The 15,025-nt window shown below is 72.6% G+C and carries 14 protein-coding genes, 1 tRNA gene, 1 other RNA gene and 1 pseudogene; 9 read left to right on the top strand and 8 right to left on the bottom strand.

Translation table 11 applies throughout. The features are described from left to right. Positions 1-150: 150 nt before the first annotated feature. The 3 genes from purD to ffs form a co-directional block, all read right to left on the bottom strand. Complete coding sequence (gene purD / locus ACFVXJ_RS11660) at positions 151-1,404, bottom strand: phosphoribosylamine--glycine ligase (RefSeq protein WP_389661526.1); 1,254 nt, start codon at positions 1,402-1,404, stop codon at positions 151-153. 60 nt (positions 1,405-1,464) lie between these two features. Continuing rightward, positions 1,465-3,693 (bottom strand): DNA polymerase III subunit gamma and tau, encoded by a 2,229-nt coding sequence (locus ACFVXJ_RS11655; protein ID WP_389661525.1) that lies wholly within the window; start codon positions 3,691-3,693, stop codon positions 1,465-1,467. 65 nt (positions 3,694-3,758) lie between these two features. Next, an RNA gene (gene ffs / locus ACFVXJ_RS11650) (signal recognition particle sRNA small type) lies at positions 3,759-3,857 on the bottom strand. A gap of 108 nt (positions 3,858-3,965) precedes the next feature. Between ffs and ACFVXJ_RS11645 the strand changes: the two genes are divergently transcribed. The 4 genes and pseudogenes from ACFVXJ_RS11645 (at position 3,966) to ACFVXJ_RS11630 (ending at position 6,342) form a co-directional block, all read left to right on the top strand. Continuing rightward, positions 3,966-4,053, top strand: a tRNA-Ser gene (locus ACFVXJ_RS11645). Between the two features lie 91 nt (positions 4,054-4,144). Further along, positions 4,145-4,613 (top strand): annotated as a pseudogene (locus ACFVXJ_RS11640) (HNH endonuclease); the annotation flags it as partial. An 81-nt stretch (positions 4,614-4,694) separates the two neighbouring features. Next, entirely contained in the window at positions 4,695-5,540 is an 846-nt protein-coding gene (locus ACFVXJ_RS11635; protein WP_389661577.1) for an ATP-grasp domain-containing protein, read from the top strand. A 55-nt stretch (positions 5,541-5,595) separates the two neighbouring features. After that, entirely contained in the window at positions 5,596-6,342 is a 747-nt protein-coding gene (locus ACFVXJ_RS11630; protein ID WP_389661524.1) for a hypothetical protein, read from the top strand. 100 nt (positions 6,343-6,442) lie between these two features. Here ACFVXJ_RS11630 and ACFVXJ_RS11625 read toward each other — a convergent pair whose 3' ends face one another. Next, a complete protein-coding gene (locus tag ACFVXJ_RS11625) occupies positions 6,443-6,862 on the bottom strand; it encodes a molybdopterin-binding protein (RefSeq protein ID WP_389661523.1) in 420 nt (139 codons plus the stop codon). A gap of 293 nt (positions 6,863-7,155) precedes the next feature. Beyond that, on the bottom strand, positions 7,156-7,968 hold the full coding sequence (locus ACFVXJ_RS11620; protein WP_389661522.1) for a VOC family protein: 813 nt from the start codon (positions 7,966-7,968) through the stop codon (positions 7,156-7,158). A 161-nt stretch (positions 7,969-8,129) separates the two neighbouring features. Between ACFVXJ_RS11620 and ACFVXJ_RS11615 the strand changes: the two genes are divergently transcribed. Both ACFVXJ_RS11615 and ACFVXJ_RS11610 read left to right on the top strand, forming a co-directional pair. After that, the gene (locus tag ACFVXJ_RS11615) at positions 8,130-8,783 is read left to right on the top strand and encodes an HhH-GPD-type base excision DNA repair protein (RefSeq protein ID WP_389661521.1); all 654 of its coding nucleotides are present in this window, start codon (positions 8,130-8,132) and stop codon (positions 8,781-8,783) included. A gap of 55 nt (positions 8,784-8,838) precedes the next feature. Further along, the gene (locus tag ACFVXJ_RS11610; protein ID WP_389661520.1) at positions 8,839-9,312 is read left to right on the top strand and encodes a cupin domain-containing protein; all 474 of its coding nucleotides are present in this window, start codon (positions 8,839-8,841) and stop codon (positions 9,310-9,312) included. Here ACFVXJ_RS11610 and opcA read toward each other — a convergent pair. Together opcA and ACFVXJ_RS11600 are read right to left on the bottom strand one after the other, a co-directional pair. Continuing rightward, the gene (opcA, locus tag ACFVXJ_RS11605) at positions 9,261-10,193 is read right to left on the bottom strand and encodes a glucose-6-phosphate dehydrogenase assembly protein OpcA (RefSeq protein ID WP_389661519.1); all 933 of its coding nucleotides are present in this window, start codon (positions 10,191-10,193) and stop codon (positions 9,261-9,263) included. The genes ACFVXJ_RS11610 and opcA overlap by 52 nt on opposite strands. 86 nt (positions 10,194-10,279) lie before the next feature. Continuing rightward, on the bottom strand, positions 10,280-11,893 hold the full coding sequence (locus tag ACFVXJ_RS11600) for a helicase HerA-like domain-containing protein (protein ID WP_389661518.1): 1,614 nt from the start codon (positions 11,891-11,893) through the stop codon (positions 10,280-10,282). Positions 11,894-12,015: 122 nt separating this feature from the next. Between ACFVXJ_RS11600 and ACFVXJ_RS11595 the strand changes: the two genes are divergently transcribed. Beyond that, positions 12,016-12,312 (top strand): type II toxin-antitoxin system VapB family antitoxin, encoded by a 297-nt coding sequence (locus ACFVXJ_RS11595; RefSeq protein WP_008740979.1) that lies wholly within the window; start codon positions 12,016-12,018, stop codon positions 12,310-12,312. A 123-nt stretch (positions 12,313-12,435) separates the two neighbouring features. Beyond that, the gene (locus tag ACFVXJ_RS11590; protein ID WP_389661517.1) at positions 12,436-13,080 is read left to right on the top strand and encodes a LytR C-terminal domain-containing protein; all 645 of its coding nucleotides are present in this window, start codon (positions 12,436-12,438) and stop codon (positions 13,078-13,080) included. A gap of 79 nt (positions 13,081-13,159) precedes the next feature. Here ACFVXJ_RS11590 and upp read toward each other — a convergent pair whose 3' ends face one another. Beyond that, the gene (gene upp / locus ACFVXJ_RS11585) at positions 13,160-13,795 is read right to left on the bottom strand and encodes a uracil phosphoribosyltransferase (protein ID WP_389661516.1); all 636 of its coding nucleotides are present in this window, start codon (positions 13,793-13,795) and stop codon (positions 13,160-13,162) included. Between the two features lie 188 nt (positions 13,796-13,983). On the opposite strand from upp, the gene ACFVXJ_RS11580 reads away from it, so the two are divergent. After that, entirely contained in the window at positions 13,984-14,970 is a 987-nt protein-coding gene (locus tag ACFVXJ_RS11580; RefSeq protein WP_389661515.1) for a universal stress protein, read from the top strand. Positions 14,971-15,025 lie beyond the last annotated feature (55 nt).

Below are 15,025 nucleotides of genomic sequence, written 5' to 3'. Positions count from 1 at the left end.
GGCCGGACGTCAGGCAGACCGCGGCACGATCACCCGATGGAATGGCTTTGGGTAAAGCTGGCCGCGTTCGAACGCGGCTGGATGCACTCGCACGCGCGGGCCCGGGCGCGCTGTGCGCGTCCGGGCCCGCGGGGAACGTGAATCCGCTGCTCAGCGCCCTTCGGCCGCCTTGGCCGCGATATCCGTACGGTGCTGCGATCCGTCGAGCCTGATCCGCGCGACGGCCTTATACGCCCGCTCGCGCGCCTGCGCCAGATCGGAACCGGTCGCCGTCACCGACAGCACGCGACCGCCCGCGCTGACGACGGCGTCGCCCTCGCGGCGGGTCCCGGCGTGCAGGACGTACGCCTCGGGGGCGTCCTCGGCGGCCACCTCGGCCAGGCCCTCGATCGGGTCGCCGGTGCGCGGGGTGTCCGGGTAGTTGTGCGAGGCGATGACGACCGTGACGGCCGCGTCCTCGCGCCAGCTGAGCGGCGGCTCCGCGTGCAGGGTGCCCTGGGCGGCGTTCAGCAGCACGCTCGCGAGCGGGGTGCGCAGCCGGGCCAGGACCACCTGGGTCTCGGGGTCGCCGAAGCGGGCGTTGAACTCGATGACGCGGACGCCGCGCGAGGTGATCGCGAGCCCGGCGTAGAGCAGCCCGGAGAAGGGCGTACCGCGGTGGCGCAGCTCGTTCACGGTCGGCTGGAGCACGCTCTCCATGACCTCGTCGACCAGCTTGGGGTCGGCCCAGGGCAGCGGGGAGTACGCCCCCATGCCTCCGGTGTTGGGGCCCCGGTCACCGTCGAGCGCGCGCTTGAAGTCCTGGGCGGGCTGGAGCGGCAGCACCGTCACGCCGTCGGTGATGGCGAAGAGGGAGACCTCCGGGCCGTCGAGGAACTCCTCGATGACGACGCGGTCGCAGGCGAGCGCGTGCGCGCGGGCCGCGGCGCGGTCCTCGGTGACCACGACGCCCTTGCCCGCCGCGAGCCCGTCGTCCTTGACCACGTACGGCGCGCCGAAGGCGTCGAGGGCGGCGTCCACCTCTTCCGGGGTGGTGCAGACGTAGCTGCGCGCGGTCGGGACCCCGGCCGCGGCCATCACGTCCTTGGCGAACGCCTTGGAGCCCTCCAGCTGCGCCGCCTCGCCGGACGGGCCGAAGACGGGGATGCCGACGGCGCGGACGGCGTCGGCGACACCGGCGACCAGCGGGGCCTCCGGGCCGATGACGACCAGGTCGGCACCGAGTTCGGTGGCCAGGCGGGCCACCGCCTCGCCGTCGAGGGCGTCGACCGGGCGCAGCTCGGCCACCTCGGAGATGCCGGCGTTGCCGGGAGCGCAGTACAGCGCGTTGACGTCGGGGTCGAGGGACAGAGAGCGGCACAGGGCGTGTTCGCGGGCGCCGCCGCCGATGACGAGGACCTTCACGTCATGCAGCCTAGCCGGGGCGGGCGGGCCGGCTTCGTGCGGCCACCCAATTACCGGCCCCTACTCGTTCGTGTATTCCTCTATAACGGTGGCTCCGAGCTCGCGCACGATCAGGTCGTGTCCGGTCAGCGCGCTCTCGACGAGGTCGGGATCGTCCTCCTCGGGCACGTCGTCCTCGGGGGCGACCGGCGGCGGCGCCTGCCGCACGGGAGGCTGCGGCGGGGGCGACGTCTGCTGGTGCGGTTGGTTCTGTTGAGCCTGCTGGGACTGCTGGTGCTGCTGGGGCTGCGGCTGGTAGGCGGACTGCTGCGGCGGCGCCGAAGGGTGCTGCGCCGGCGGCTGCGCGGGGGCCGAGGGCGGTGTGTACGAGGTCGGGGCCGATCCGGTGGGCTGCCCTCCGCCGCCTCCCACCACCGCGTCGATCTTCCAGTGGACCTGGAACTGCTCGGCCAGGACCGCCTTGAGGACGTCCTCGCTGCCACTGCTCGCGAAGTTGTCGCGGGCCCCGATGTTGGGGAAGCCGAGCTGGAGGGTCGTCCCGTCGAAGCCGGTGACCTGGGCGTTCTGGCTGAGCAGGATCCAAGTGAAGCGGCGGCGGTTCTTGACTGCCTCCAGCACGCCGGGCCACATCGCCTGCACCTGGCCGACGCCGGCGGCCATCCCGGGAGAGGGCGCGGCGGACGCCGCCGGAGCGGCGGCCTGGGGCGCCGGGGTGGGCGCGGGGGCCTGGGCGGAGGCGGACGCGGCGGTGGGCCAGGCTCCGGCGGCCGGGGCGGCGGGCGCGGGTGCCGGTGCCGGTGCCGGTGCGGCGGGGGTGGCGGCTCCCGGCCAGGCCCCGGGCGCGGCGGTGCCACCGCCCGGCTGCGCGGCCCCGGGCCAGGCGCCGGGCGCGGGCTGCGGCTGTACGGGGGGCTGCTGTACGGGTTGCTGCTGTACGGGGGCGGGCGCGGGCTGCGGCTGCCGGGGCTCGGGCTGCGGCTCGGGTTCCGGTGACCGTGCGGCGGCGCGCGCGGCGGCGACGCCCCCGGCGGGACCGGCCGGAGCCATCGGGTGTGCCTCGGGGCCGGGCACGTACGCCATCGCCGGCCCGTTCGGCGCGGGCGGCAGCACCGCGGGCGCGGCGGCGGTGAACCCGCTGCGCTCCAGTCGGTCGAGCCGGGCCTGGAACGACCGCTCGTCATCGAAGGCGGCGGGCAGCAGTACCCGGGCACAGATCAGCTCCAGCTGGAGCCGGGGCGAGGTGGCCCCCCGCATCTCGGTGAGTCCGGTGTTGACCAGGTCGGCGGCCCGCGACAGCTCGGCCGCGCCGAACACGGACGCCTGTGCCTGCATGCGCTCGACGACATCGGCGGGCGCGTCGATGAGCCCCTTCTCCCCGGCATCGGGCACGGCGGCCAGGATCACCAGATCGCGCAGCCGCTCCAGCAGGTCGGCGACGAACCGGCGCGGGTCGTTGCCGCCCTCCACGACGCGGTCCACGACCTCGAACGCCGCGGCCCCGTCCCCGGCGGCGAAGGCGTCGATGACGGAGTCCAACAGCGAGCCGTCGGTGTAACCGAGCAGGGAGGTCGCCATGGCGTACGTCACACCCTGGTCGGCGGCGCCCGCGAGGAGCTGGTCCATCACCGACATCGAGTCACGCACCGAGCCGGCGCCGGCCCGCACCACGAGCGGCAGCACGCCGTCCTCCACGGTGGCCCCCTCCCGCGCGCAGACCTCGCCCAGGTACTCGCGCAGGGTGCCGGGGGGCACCAGCCGGAAGGGGTAGTGGTGCGTCCGGGACCGGATCGTCCCGATCACCTTCTCCGGCTCGGTGGTGGCGAAGATGAACTTGAGGTGCTCCGGCGGCTCCTCGACCACCTTCAGCAGGGCGTTGAAGCCCGCCGAGGTGACCATGTGGGCCTCGTCGATGATGTAGATCTTGTAGCGGCTGGCAGCCGGCCCGAAGAAAGCCTTTTCCCGCAGGTCACGGGCATCGTCCACGCCACCGTGCGAGGCGGCGTCGATCTCGATGACATCGATCGACCCGGGGCCGTTGCGCGCGAGGTCGCGGCAGGACTGGCACTGCCCGCAGGGATCGGGAGTGGGACCTTGCTCACAGTTCAGGCACCGGGCGAGGATGCGCGCGCTGGTGGTCTTGCCACAGCCTCGCGGCCCGCTGAACAGGTACGCGTGATTGACCCGGTTGTTCCGCAGGGCCTGCATCAGGGGGACAGTGACATGCTCCTGTCCGATGACCTCGGCGAACGACTCGGGGCGGTAGCGGCGGTACAGCGCAAGGGACGACACGTCTACGAGGTTATCCGGGCCCACCGACAACGGCGGCCCGCCCGGCCCCACGGCCCCGCCCCGGAACGCAAAGCGCCCCCCACGCACCCGCCAGAGCCCACTTACCCTTGCTGCCTTCCGGCCCTGGGGGAGTTGGGTGAGATAGCGCCACGTGAGGGGCTGGGCCCCACCCTAGCGGATGGAACCCCCCGGAATCGACCCGCCCCCTCCGGGATCCCCCGGCCGACGATCACGTTCGCGAGCACCCCTCAACGTCTTGTATTGTTTGCGGCGGAGGATTCGCCTAGTGGCCTAGGGCGCACGCTTGGAAAGCGTGTTGGGGGCAACCCCTCACGAGTTCGAATCTCGTATCCTCCGCCAGTGCCTCACCGGGCACTTGAAGGCCCCGACCGGGAAACCGGCCGGGGCCTTCTGCGTTCCGCGGCGGGCCCGCAGGCCCCGAGGGCCGGATACGGACCGCGGACCCGGCAGCCCCGGAACCGTCGTGGGGCAGCTGCGGGCGTCCGGGGCCGTGGGGCGACCGGTGCCGGAGCTGCGGGCGGCCTTGTGGCGGGAGCCCCGCTGCCGGGGCGGACGGCGCGCCTGCTGCTCGACCGGCACTTCCGCCCTCGCTCCACAGCGAGCTGTGCGAAGCGGTCGGCCTGGAGCCGGAACCGGAGCCGGCCGAGCCGGGACGGACATCGTCACAGCGGCCGCAGCGGGACCGGCGGATGCGCGAGCTGGTGCTCACGGCGTACGAGTACCAGTGCGCCATCTGCGGCCACGGCGGGCGGATCGGGGCGGTGCCGGTCGGTCTAGAGGCCGCACACGTGTACTGGTGGGCGTTCGGCGGTCCCGACGAGGTCGACAACCGCCTGAGCCTGTGTTCGCTGCACCACAAGCTCTTCGACAAGGGTGTCCTCGGTACCGGCGAGGGTCACCCGGCACACCGGCCAGGTCTTCCACGGCGCGCCACGCCCTGCCCTGGCGTGAAGGCGGCCGCGGGCCGGGTTCGGCTCCTGATGGGGCGCCAGAATGGGGGCATGGTCGGAGGTTCGGTGTTCTTGGTGCCCGGACGGCGCGGTGGGACCGCCGGGTTGTTGTGCGCGGAGGCCGCGCGGCGGGGGATGGAAGTGCGTGGGGACGTCGGGGGGTCGGGGTCGCGGGGGCAGGTGTACTGGCGCGGGGGCCCGGCGGCCGCAGGGCGGGTCGGGGCGGGGCTGGGGCTCGGGTTGCTGGAGCCGCCGGACGACTGGCTCGTGCGGTTGCCGGAACGTTTCATCAGGCGGCGCGTCCAGCTCACCACCCTGGGCGCCGCGCGCGGGTCGGCGGGTCCCGCGTTCGTGAAACCGCCGCGGGAGAAGTCGTTCCCGGCCGCCGTGTATCCGGACGGGTCCCGGTTGCCCGCGGGGCCGGACGAGCGGACCCCGGTGCTGCGGTCCGAGGTGGTGGAGTTCGTCGTCGAGTACCGGCTGTTCCTGCTGGACGGGGAGATCGCCGCCGGGAGCCGGTACGCCGTGTACGGGCGGCTGGACTGCGCTCCGCTCGACACCGATCCGCGCTCCGGCGCCGTGCGGCGTTTCGCGGCGGACCTGGGAGGGATCGGCCTGCCCAGCGGGGTCGTCGTGGACGTCGGGCTCACCGCCGGCGGCCGTTGGGCGGTGGTCGAGGCGAACATGGCCTGGTTCGCCAACTGCTACGCCGCCTCGATCGCGGGGGTGTTGGACGTGGTGCTCCGGTCCGCGGGACCGCTGGCGCGGGTGGCCGGCCGGGACCTGCCGTTCGTACGCGACGGGACGACAAATCCTTTCGCCAGTACGACTGTTCCGCCCGTGCGGGTGGACCGCGGGGCGGGGTCGGTCGAGTAGGGAGGGGGCGCGTCTATAAAGGGCCCGTCCTGTTGCCCTACCGATGGGTTCCACCATGTTGCAGGCCGCTCTGCGCGTACTCGCCGCCGTCTCCGTCGTCTCCGCCGTCGCCGTCTCGCCCGCCCTCGCCACCCCCGCCACCACCGCGGCGCCCGCCACGCCCGCCGCACCCGCGGTGGTGCCCGCGCCCGCCGCGACGGCCGCCGCCGACCTGACCTCCCCCTGCGGTCCCGTCACCGAGTACCGCGCCGCGGACTGGTGGCGTACGACCACGAACCCGCTGATCGCCCAAGCCGTCGCGGCCACCGCCCTGGACGAGAACTGGCAGTGGCGCGACGACAGCAACACCCTCTGGCGCGGGGACACCCGGGAGACCGTCGACGAGCTCTTCAAGACCGGCTTCGCACCCCGCGGGGACGAACTGATCCCGCTGGCCGAGTACATCGTCAAGGGCGGCGGGCAGAGCAGCGCCCACCTCAGCACCAGCTGCGAGAAGTGGGTGGCCCAGAAGTTCGCCACGTACGGCGCGGCCAAGACGGGGTGGGTCTACGAGATCGAGGCGCCCGGCGGCATCGACGTGAACGCCACCGCGCACCTCAACCACTACGAATCGCCCTACCTCTGGAACAAGGAGATCGACTTCCCCGGCGGGGTCGAAGGCCGCTACATCAAGGGCGCCTGCAAGTTCCACCTCGTCTCCACCGACCCGGACACGAAGGTCAACACCTACGAGAACCTCGGCTGCAAGACGAACGACGGCTTCGCGCCCCGCGTCCTGGAGCCGGCCGCCGCCGTCCGCTAGATCCGGTCGGCCGGATCCGGCGGGGGGAACGCCGCTACGCGAGCGCCCGCGCCCGCGCCCGCGCCCGCACCCGAACCCGGGCGAGGCCCCGGGCCGGGGCTCAGGCGGTGCCCAGGCTGATCTCCGTGGACTTGATCAGGGCGACGACGGGGGAACCCTCGGCGAGGCCGAGCGCCTCGACGGCGTCGTTGGTGATGGCGGCGGTCAGGCCGCCGCCGTCGACGTGGACCTTGACGGACGCCATGGCCCCGCCGCGGGCGATGCCCGACACGGTGCCCCGGATCTGGTTGCGGATGCTGATGCCGTCGACGGCGTCCGTGGCGAGGGCCACCTCGGTGGCCTTCACCAGCGCGTTCACGGCGGTGCCGGGGGCGATGCCGAGGTCCTTCACCGCGTCGGTGGTGATGGCGGCGGTGATCTCCTGGCCGCCCTCCAGCCGGACCTTGACCGTGGTCATGGCCGCGCCGGTGGTGACGTCGCCGACGGTACCGGCGATCTGGTTGCGGATGCTCAGGCTCATGGGTGTTCGACCTCTTACCTAGACGTAGACACGGGCATGGCACGGCGTGCCGAGGAAGCGCCGTAAGCGCGTACGGCCACGACGACCCCGACGACCCCGAACCCCGAACCCCGACAACCGCACAAGATCGACGCTAACCCGCTGGTCGAAGACGAGGGTTGGACCCGTCGCATCCGCCGGCCTGATCCACCCGTGCGGCTCGCTGCTGCGCGCACCGCCTGCCCTCGCCCCCTCGCCTCCTACGCCTCGACTCCTGCGCCCGCCTTCGCGCTCGCCACCGCCGTCGGCGCGGGTTACGCGAACTTCGGCATCTCGCCGACCCGTGTCGACATGTCGATCGCCGCGAACGCCGCGCCCTGCTGGTCCGTCAGCGCAGCGAAGCGCCCGAAGGGGCTGTCGATCGGCCCGAAGTGGATCCGGCCACCCCGCGCCTGTGCCTTCTCCACGGCCTCGTCGCAGTTCGGGACGGCGAAGAACACCTGGATGTAGGGCGGGATCTCCGGCGGGAACTCGTCGCCCATGTTCATCCGCCCCAGCACGGGGTTCTCCGGGCCGCCCAGGCTGAACATCTTGTAGTCCATCCCCGCCGCCTCGGGGTCGTCGCCGAGATCCATCTGCCGGGCCTCGTACGGGAAGACCTCCGGCAGGAACGCGTCCACCTTCGCCACGTCCCGGGTGAAGACCTCCGCCCAGGCGAACGAGCCGGGCTCGCCGCGCTTCTCGAAGCCCTTGTGGTCGCCGGGCTGCCAGATGCCGAAGACCGCCCCGCTCGGCTCCTTGGCGATCACCATCGTGCCGAAGCTGCCGACCTGCATCGGCCCCATCGCCACCTCGCCGCCCGCCGACCTGATCTTCTCGGCCGTGACGGCGGCGTCCGGCGAGGCGAAGTACAGGCACCACTGGGAGGGGGCGTCCGCGCCGGGCATCGGCGGCACGACGGCCGCGACGGCCTTGCCGTCCGAGTACGCCTGCGTGTAGTTGCCGTACTCGCTCGACGCGTCGCCGAACGTCCAGCCCAGCACATCGGAGTAGAAGCTCTTGGCGCCCTCCACATCGGCGAACATCGCGTCCACCCAGCAAGGAGCGCCTTCCGGGTACTCAGTCATGATCGATCGACTCCCGTGTCGTGTACGTCGTCCGTCGTGTACGTCGCCGTGTCGTGTACGTCGCCGTGTCGTGTACGTCGTGGTGACCCGTCCCGCTTCACACGCTAGGTGGCCGGTGCGCCGCCCGCGCGCGGAGGACGGCCACGGGGGAGGCTGGAGCCATGGACAAGGACATCACCATCCGGCTGGCCCAGCAGCCGGAGGCCGACGCCCTGCTCGGCCGGAGCCCGCTCGCCGCGCTCGTCGGGATGCTGCTGGACCAGCAGGTGCCGATGGAGTGGGCCTTCTCGGGTCCGTACACGATCGCCCACCGGATGGACTCGGACGATCTCGACGCCCACACGATCGCCGCCTACGACCCCGAGTCCTTCGCGGCCCTGCTCTCGGAGAAGCCGGCGGTGCACCGCTATCCGGGCTCGATGGCGAAGCGGGTGCAGCAGCTCTGCGCGTACCTCGTGGAGCACTACGACGGGGACGCGGAGGCCATCTGGCGGGACGCGGGGTCGGGCGCGGAACTGCTGCGGCGGCTCAAGGACCTGCCCGGCTTCGGCGAGCAGAAGGCCCAGATCTTCCTGGCCCTGCTCGGCAAACGATTCGGGGTGCGGCCGAAGGGATGGCGGGAGGCGGCCGGGGGCTACGGGGAAGCGGGCGTCCACCGCTCGGCGGCGGACATCACCGGGCCGGAGTCGCTGGCCCTGGTGCGCGCGTACAAGCAGGAGCACAAGGCCGCCGCGAAGGCCGCGAAGGCCGCCGAGGCGAGGCCGGCGAAGCAGAGGTCCGGTACGACGCGGACCGGCAAGGGCGGGGCGACGTGACGGACCGTTTCGTACGGGCCCCCGGCGGGGGCCGCCGCCCGCCTACCCTCGCCCCATGACCCTGAATCCCGTCCGCGCGACCGGCGCCGAATCCATCACCGACGGCCCGGGCAGCACCATCACGCTGCTCACCGACACCCCCGAACTCACCTGTAACACCGCCACCTTCGAGCTCGGCGCGGCCGGTGCCCCGGTGCACTTCCACACCAAGGCGACCGAGTTCTTCCACGTCATCGACGGCCGGCTCGACGTACTCGTCGGCGACGAGGTGCACACCCTGGCCAAGGGCGACTTCCTCAGCGTCCCGCCCGGCGTGAAGCACGCCTTCGCCCCGGCGGCCGGGCACACCGCCGAGGTGTTCGTCGGCTTCACCCCCGGCATGGCGCGCTTCGACTACTACCGCCTCCTGGGCCGGGTGCGGGCGGGCGAGGCCACCGTGCAGGACATCATCGACAGCCAGCCCGTCTACGACAACCACTACGCGGAGAGCGAGGCCTGGGCCGGGCGTCCGCGCAGCGCCGAGGCGTAGACCACGTCGGCGTCGAGCCGCCGCAGCTCCTCCGCGATCAGTTCGGCGAGGCTGCGGATCTTGAGGGCCACCTTCCGGTCCGGCCAACCCGGCAGCGACAGGGTGGCCAACACCCCGTCGGGCCGGTCCACCCGGATCTCGCCCCCGGTCGTCTCCAGCCGGACCCGCGTCACCACCGGCCCGTCCGTGACCACCCGCTCCACCGGCACCCCGAGCCGGACCTCCAGCCAGCGCGCCAGCAGCTCGGCGCTCGCGTTGCCGGCCTCGCTCTCCACCGCCGCGCCCGTCACGGGCAGCGGCGCCTGGTCCAGGGCGCCCGTGAGCAGTGAGCGCCACGGCGTGAGACGGGTCCAGGCGAGATCGGTGTCGCCGGGGGTGTACGAGGCCGCCCGCTGGTCCAGTACGCCCACCGGGTCGGCGGCCGCCTGGGCGTCGGTGATCCGGCGCTGCGCCAGCGCCCCCAGCGGGTCGCGGGCGGGTGCGGCGGGGGCGTCGGCCGGCCACCACGCCACGACGGGCGCGTCCGGGGCCAGCAGCGGCAGTACGACCGAACCGGCGTGGTCGGTCAGTTCGCCGTGCAGCCGGAGGAGCACGATCTCCCCCGACCCGGCGTCGGAACCGACGCGCAGCTCGGCGTCCAAACGGGTCTGGTGCGTCTTGCGCGGACCGCGGGCGGTCCGTTTGATCACCGCGATGATGCGGCTGGGGTGCTCGCGCGAGGCTTCCGAGGCCGCGCGTACCGCGTCGTAGGCGTTCTCCTCGTCGGTGACCACGACGAGCGTGAGCACCAGCCCCATGGCGGGGCTGCCGACGGCTCGGCGTGCTTCGAGGATGGCCCGGTCGATCTTGCCGGACGTGGTGTCTGTGAGGTCTGTCCGCATGGTCCGAGTCTGTCAGCGAAGGCCGGGGACATGGCAACCGGTTCAGTGGATTCCGCCTGGACCGTCCGGGTGGGGGCGGCGCTCGTTCAGCGTCGGCGGCGGGCCGTGCCGAAGAGCGAGCGGGAGATCTCCCGGCCCAGCTGGGTGCCGACGGAACGGGCCAGGGAACGGAACAGTCCGCTTCCCACCACCTGCTGTGCCAGGGACGGCTCCGGCCGCGCCGCGCCGTGGTCCGCCTTCCCGGCCTTCCCCCTCTCCTCTTCCGCGTGTCGGCCCTCCTTCCCGGCCTCCTCCGCCGCTGCCGCCCGCTCCGCGGCGGCCTCGGCCGCCGCCTGCTCGGCGCTGATCTTCTCGTAGGCCGACTCGCGGTCGACCGGCTGGGCGTAGCGGGGGTACAGGGACGAGGAGGTCACCGCCTGTTCGAGGACGGCCGCGTCGACCGGTCCCATCAGCGATCGCGGGGCGCGCAGCCTGGTCGCGGCGACGGGCGTGGGGGCGCCCTTCTCGCTCAACACGGTGACCACCGCCTCGCCCGTCCCCAGCTGTGTCAGCAGTTCTTCCAGGTCGTAGGCCGAGTGGGGGAAGGTCTTCACGGTCGCCTTGAGCGCCTTCGCGTCGTCGGGGGTGAAGGCGCGCAGCGCGTGCTGCACCCGGTTGCCGAGCTGCGCCAGCACGTCCCCCGGCACGTCCTTCGGCGTTTGCGTCACGAAGAACACGCCGATGCCCTTGGACCGGATGAGCCGGACCGTCTGGGTGATGGATTCGAGGAACGCCTTCGAGGCGTCGTGGAACAGCAGGTGCGCCTCGTCGAAGAAGAAGACGAGTTTGGGCCGCTCCAGGTCCCCCACTTCCGGCAGATCGGCATAGAGGTCGGCCAGCAGCCACATCAGGAAGGTGGAGAACAGCCGCGGCTTGTCCTGTACCGCCGGGAGTTCCAGTACGGAGACCACCCCGCGCCCGTCAGGGGCCGTCCGGAGGAATTCGGCGGTGTCGAATTCGGGTTCTCCGAAAAAATCCGCGGCTCCCTGCTGTTCGAAGGCGGTCAGCGCCCGCAGAATCACCCCTGCCGTCACCGTGGAAAGGCCGCCGATGCCCTTGAGCTCGGCCTTTCCCTCATCGGATACGAGGAAGGCGACGACCGCGCGCAAGTCCTTGAGGTCGATCAGCTCCAGGCCCTTGGAGTCGGCGTAATGGAAGATCAGCCCGAGCGACTGCTCCTGCGTCGGGTTGAGCTGGAGCACCTTCGACAGCAGCACCGGACCGAAACTCGTCACCGTGGCCCGGAGCGGGATACCGGGCCCGATACCGCCCAGGGAGTAGAACTCGGCGGGGCAGCCGGCGGCCGACCATTCCTGGCCGACTTCCCCGGCCCGCTCGCGGACCTTGTCGTTCGGCACGCCGGGCGCCGAAATTCCCGAGACGTCACCCTTGATGTCGGCGAGGAAGACCGGCACGCCCGCCGCCGAGAGCTGCTCGGCGATGAGCTGGAGCGTCTTGGTCTTGCCCGTGCCGGTGGCGCCGGCGACCAGCCCGTGCCGGTTGAGCACGGCCAGCGGAATGCGGACCTGCCGGTCCGGCATGCACCGGCCGTCCCAGACCAGGGCCCCCAGATCGAGCGCGGGGCCGGTGAAGGCGTACCCGGCGGCGATCTCGTCGGCCGGGGACACGGCCGGGGACACGGGGTCGGTGCTCTCACTCATACGTCCCTCCCGGACTGGCCCTGCCTCCGGCTCGACCTTGCTCCCGGATTGGCCTCGTCTGCCACTTTTGCACCGCTGTCACGATGCTGCGCCCGCGGGCAGCGGCCCGGTAGGCTTTCCGTGTGATCTTCAAGCGCATCGGAAGCGGGCGGCCGTACCCCGACCACGGCAGGGAAACCACCCGGCAGTGGGCGGATGTCGCCCCGCGCCCGGTCCGGCTCGACCAGCTCGTGACGACCAAGGGGCAGCTGGACCTCGAAACACTGCTCGCCGAGGACTCCACCTTCTACGGGGACCTCTTCGCGCACGTCGTGAAGTGGCAGGGCGACCTGTACCTGGAGGACGGGCTGCACCGCGCCGTGCGCGCCGCCCTCCAGCAACGCCAGGTGCTGCACGCCCGCGTCCTCGAAATGGACTGACCCGGCCCACAGCACGGAGGGCGCGAGCCGTCCTGACCGGCCGATTGCGCCTTTCGGGTCGGCCTTCGCCGATCAATAGATCATTTAGTAGGCATCGTTCCGGTACGGCACTACGCTGCGCCCATGAGCATGCTCACTCCCCCCGGCATGGGCGGAAAGTACCGCGTCACCGGAGCTGCCTTCCCCCGCATGAGCCGCCCGCGGCGACGCCGCCGGATCATCCTCGCCCTGCTCGGCTCGGCCCTCGTGCTGGCCCTGCTCGGCTACGGGGCACTGCAGCTCATGGACGTCTTCCGGGGCGACACCAAGCCCAAGACGGCCGCGGCCAAGGACTGCCCCACCGGCGCCCCCGAGGCGGGTCCGGCGGCGGCTCCGTCCAAACCCGCGGTGGTACTGCCCCAGCCCGGCCAGATCACGGTCAACGTCTACAACGCGACCCCGCGCGCCGGCCTCGCCAAGGCCGTCGGGGACGAGTTGAAGAAACGCGGCTTCGTGCTCGGGCAGGTCGGCAACGCCCCCGCCGACTTCGACAAGAAGGTCCCCGGCACCGGGATAATGCTCGGTTCGCCGAAGACCGACAAGGCGGCGTACTCCGTACTCGGCACCCAACTGGCCGGCATGACGCAGCACACCGACGCCCGCGAGGGCGCGGACATCGACCTGATCCTCGGGGACGGCTTCAAGGAGCTGAGCACGAAGGAGGACGCGGACAAGGCGCTGGCCGCACTGGCCAACCCCGAGCCCGCGCCCGCCGTCAAAAAATGCTGATCCGCGCCTGAGGCCACGCGGCGCCCGGGGCGTCGTGCGCCCCGGGCGTTCCCGGCCGGGGCGTTCCCCAGCCGGGGCGTTATTCGGCCGAGCCGTACATGCGGTCGCCCGCGTCGCCCAGGCCCGGCACGATGTAGCCGTGCTCGTTGAGCCGCTCGTCCACCGCGGCCGTCACCACGGTCACCGGCGTGCCCGCCAGCTCTCGCTCCATGACCTTCACGCCCTCCGGCGCGGCCAGCAGCACCACGGCGGTCACGTCGTCGGCGCCGCGCTTGATGAGCTCCTGGATCGCGGCGACCAGGGTCCCGCCGGTGGCCAGCATCGGGTCGACGACGTAGACCTGGCGGCCGGAGAGGTCCTCCGGCATGCGCGTCGCGTACGTGGACGCCTCCAGGGTCTCCTCGTTGCGGACCATGCCCAGGAAGCCCACCTCGGCGGTCGGCAGGAGCCGCACCATGCCGTCGAGCATGCCGAGACCGGCGCGCAGGATCGGCACGACCAGCGGGCGCGGGTAGGAGAGCTTCACGCCGGTGGTCGCGGCGACCGGGGTCTCGATGGCGGCCTGTTCGGTGCGCACGTCGCGGGTGGCCTCGTAGGCCAGCAGGGTCACCAACTCGTCGGCGAGCCGGCGGAAGGTGGGGGAGTCGGTGCGCTTGTCGCGCAGGGTGGTCAGTTTGTGCGCCACCAAGGGGTGATCGACGACCTGCAAACGCACAACTTCCTCCAAGACCTCAACTGCAGCCGGCTGCCGGGTTTCGACCTGCGACCTGCGAAAACGGCCGCGGTGTGCGACCCACACGCAAAAGGCTACGCGCTGGCCGGCCCCTCCCGTGTCGAAAGGGGCGCCCCGGGCTGCTCGGCCGCGGTATTGCGGGCCACACACGGGCCCACCACCCTGGATTGATGAGCAACGGACTGGTGATCGCAGCGGTCGACGGATCCGAGCACAGCCTGGAGGCCCTGGAATGGGCGCGACGCGCGGCGCTGCGGCACGGCGCCGGGCTGCTCGTCGCGCACGTGCTCTCCGACAGCGCCCAGTTGTACGCGGGCCGACGCTCCTCCCTGCACGACGCCTCGGAACCACTGGAGTACGCCGATCCGGTGCGGGACCGCGTACGGGACCTCCTGGCCGCGGCGCCCGAGCGGCCGGCCGAGGTGCGGTACGAGGCCCTTGAGGGGTCCGTCCCGGAGGCGCTGAGGGTGATCGGGGCCGAGACGCGGCCGCTGGCCCTGGTGATGGGCTCCCGGGGTCGCGGGGGCTTCGCCGCGCTGCTCCTCGGATCGAACAGCCGCGCCGTGGCCACCACCGCGCCGTGCACGGTGGTGGTGGTGCCGCGAGCCGAGCGGGCCCCCGGCGCGGGCGCGGGCGCCGGCACCGGCACCGGCACCGGCACCGGCACCGGCACCGGCGGGACGGTGGTCCTCGGACTGCACACCGCCGAGACCCACGACGACGTACTGGCCTTCGCGTTCGCGGAGGCCGCCGCGCGGGGGACGGCCGTCCAGGTGGTCTCGGCGTACCCGGTACCGCCCTCACCGGCGGTCGCGCCCCTGGACACACCCTTCACGGTGATCACGCCCGAGGAACTGGTCGGGGACGACGGTGACACCGCCCCGGCCGAGCGGGACACGCTGCGGGCCCAGCAGGAACGCCTCGCGCCGTTCCTCGACCGGCATCCCGAGGTGCCGGTGGAGCAGGCGGCGGTGCCGGGCGGGGCGGCGGAGCGGCTGGTGGAGGCCTCACGGTCGGCGGCGTTGGTGGTGGTGGGCCGTCACCACCCGAGGCGGAGCCTCGGTGCCCTGATGATGGGGTCCGTCGCGAACACGGTGCTCCAACACGCGCACGGCCCGGTGGCGGTCGTCCCGGCGACCCACGACGAACCTGTCTGAGCTGGGACGACCTGGATGGCATCAACGCGGAAATCCGGGGGAAGGTGGGTAGGAC

This window comes from Streptomyces sp. NPDC058279 (assembly GCF_042881255.1).
GTDB lineage: Bacteria > Actinomycetota > Actinomycetes > Streptomycetales > Streptomycetaceae > Streptomyces.
This window is presented reverse-complemented; position numbering and strand designations above follow the sequence as displayed.

Bases quoted from the DNA above. Each gene is read 5' to 3' on its own strand.
- ACFVXJ_RS11635 (WP_389661577.1), top strand. From the start codon at position 4,695: ATGGGGCGCCAGAATGGGGGCATGGTCGGAGGTTCGGTGTTCTTGGTG.
- ACFVXJ_RS11630 (WP_389661524.1), top strand. From the start codon at position 5,596: ATGTTGCAGGCCGCTCTGCGCGTACTCGCCGCCGTCTCCGTCGTCTCC.
- ACFVXJ_RS11625 (WP_389661523.1), bottom strand. From the start codon at position 6,862: ATGAGCCTGAGCATCCGCAACCAGATCGCCGGTACCGTCGGCGACGTC.
- ACFVXJ_RS11620 (WP_389661522.1), bottom strand. From the start codon at position 7,968: ATGACTGAGTACCCGGAAGGCGCTCCTTGCTGGGTGGACGCGATGTTC.
- ACFVXJ_RS11615 (WP_389661521.1), top strand. From the start codon at position 8,130: ATGGACAAGGACATCACCATCCGGCTGGCCCAGCAGCCGGAGGCCGAC.
- ACFVXJ_RS11610 (WP_389661520.1), top strand. From the start codon at position 8,839: ATGACCCTGAATCCCGTCCGCGCGACCGGCGCCGAATCCATCACCGAC.
- opcA (WP_389661519.1), bottom strand. From the start codon at position 10,193: ATGCGGACAGACCTCACAGACACCACGTCCGGCAAGATCGACCGGGCC.
- ACFVXJ_RS11600 (WP_389661518.1), bottom strand. From the start codon at position 11,893: ATGAGTGAGAGCACCGACCCCGTGTCCCCGGCCGTGTCCCCGGCCGAC.
- ACFVXJ_RS11590 (WP_389661517.1), top strand. From the start codon at position 12,436: ATGAGCATGCTCACTCCCCCCGGCATGGGCGGAAAGTACCGCGTCACC.
- ACFVXJ_RS11580 (WP_389661515.1), top strand. From the start codon at position 13,984: ATGAGCAACGGACTGGTGATCGCAGCGGTCGACGGATCCGAGCACAGC.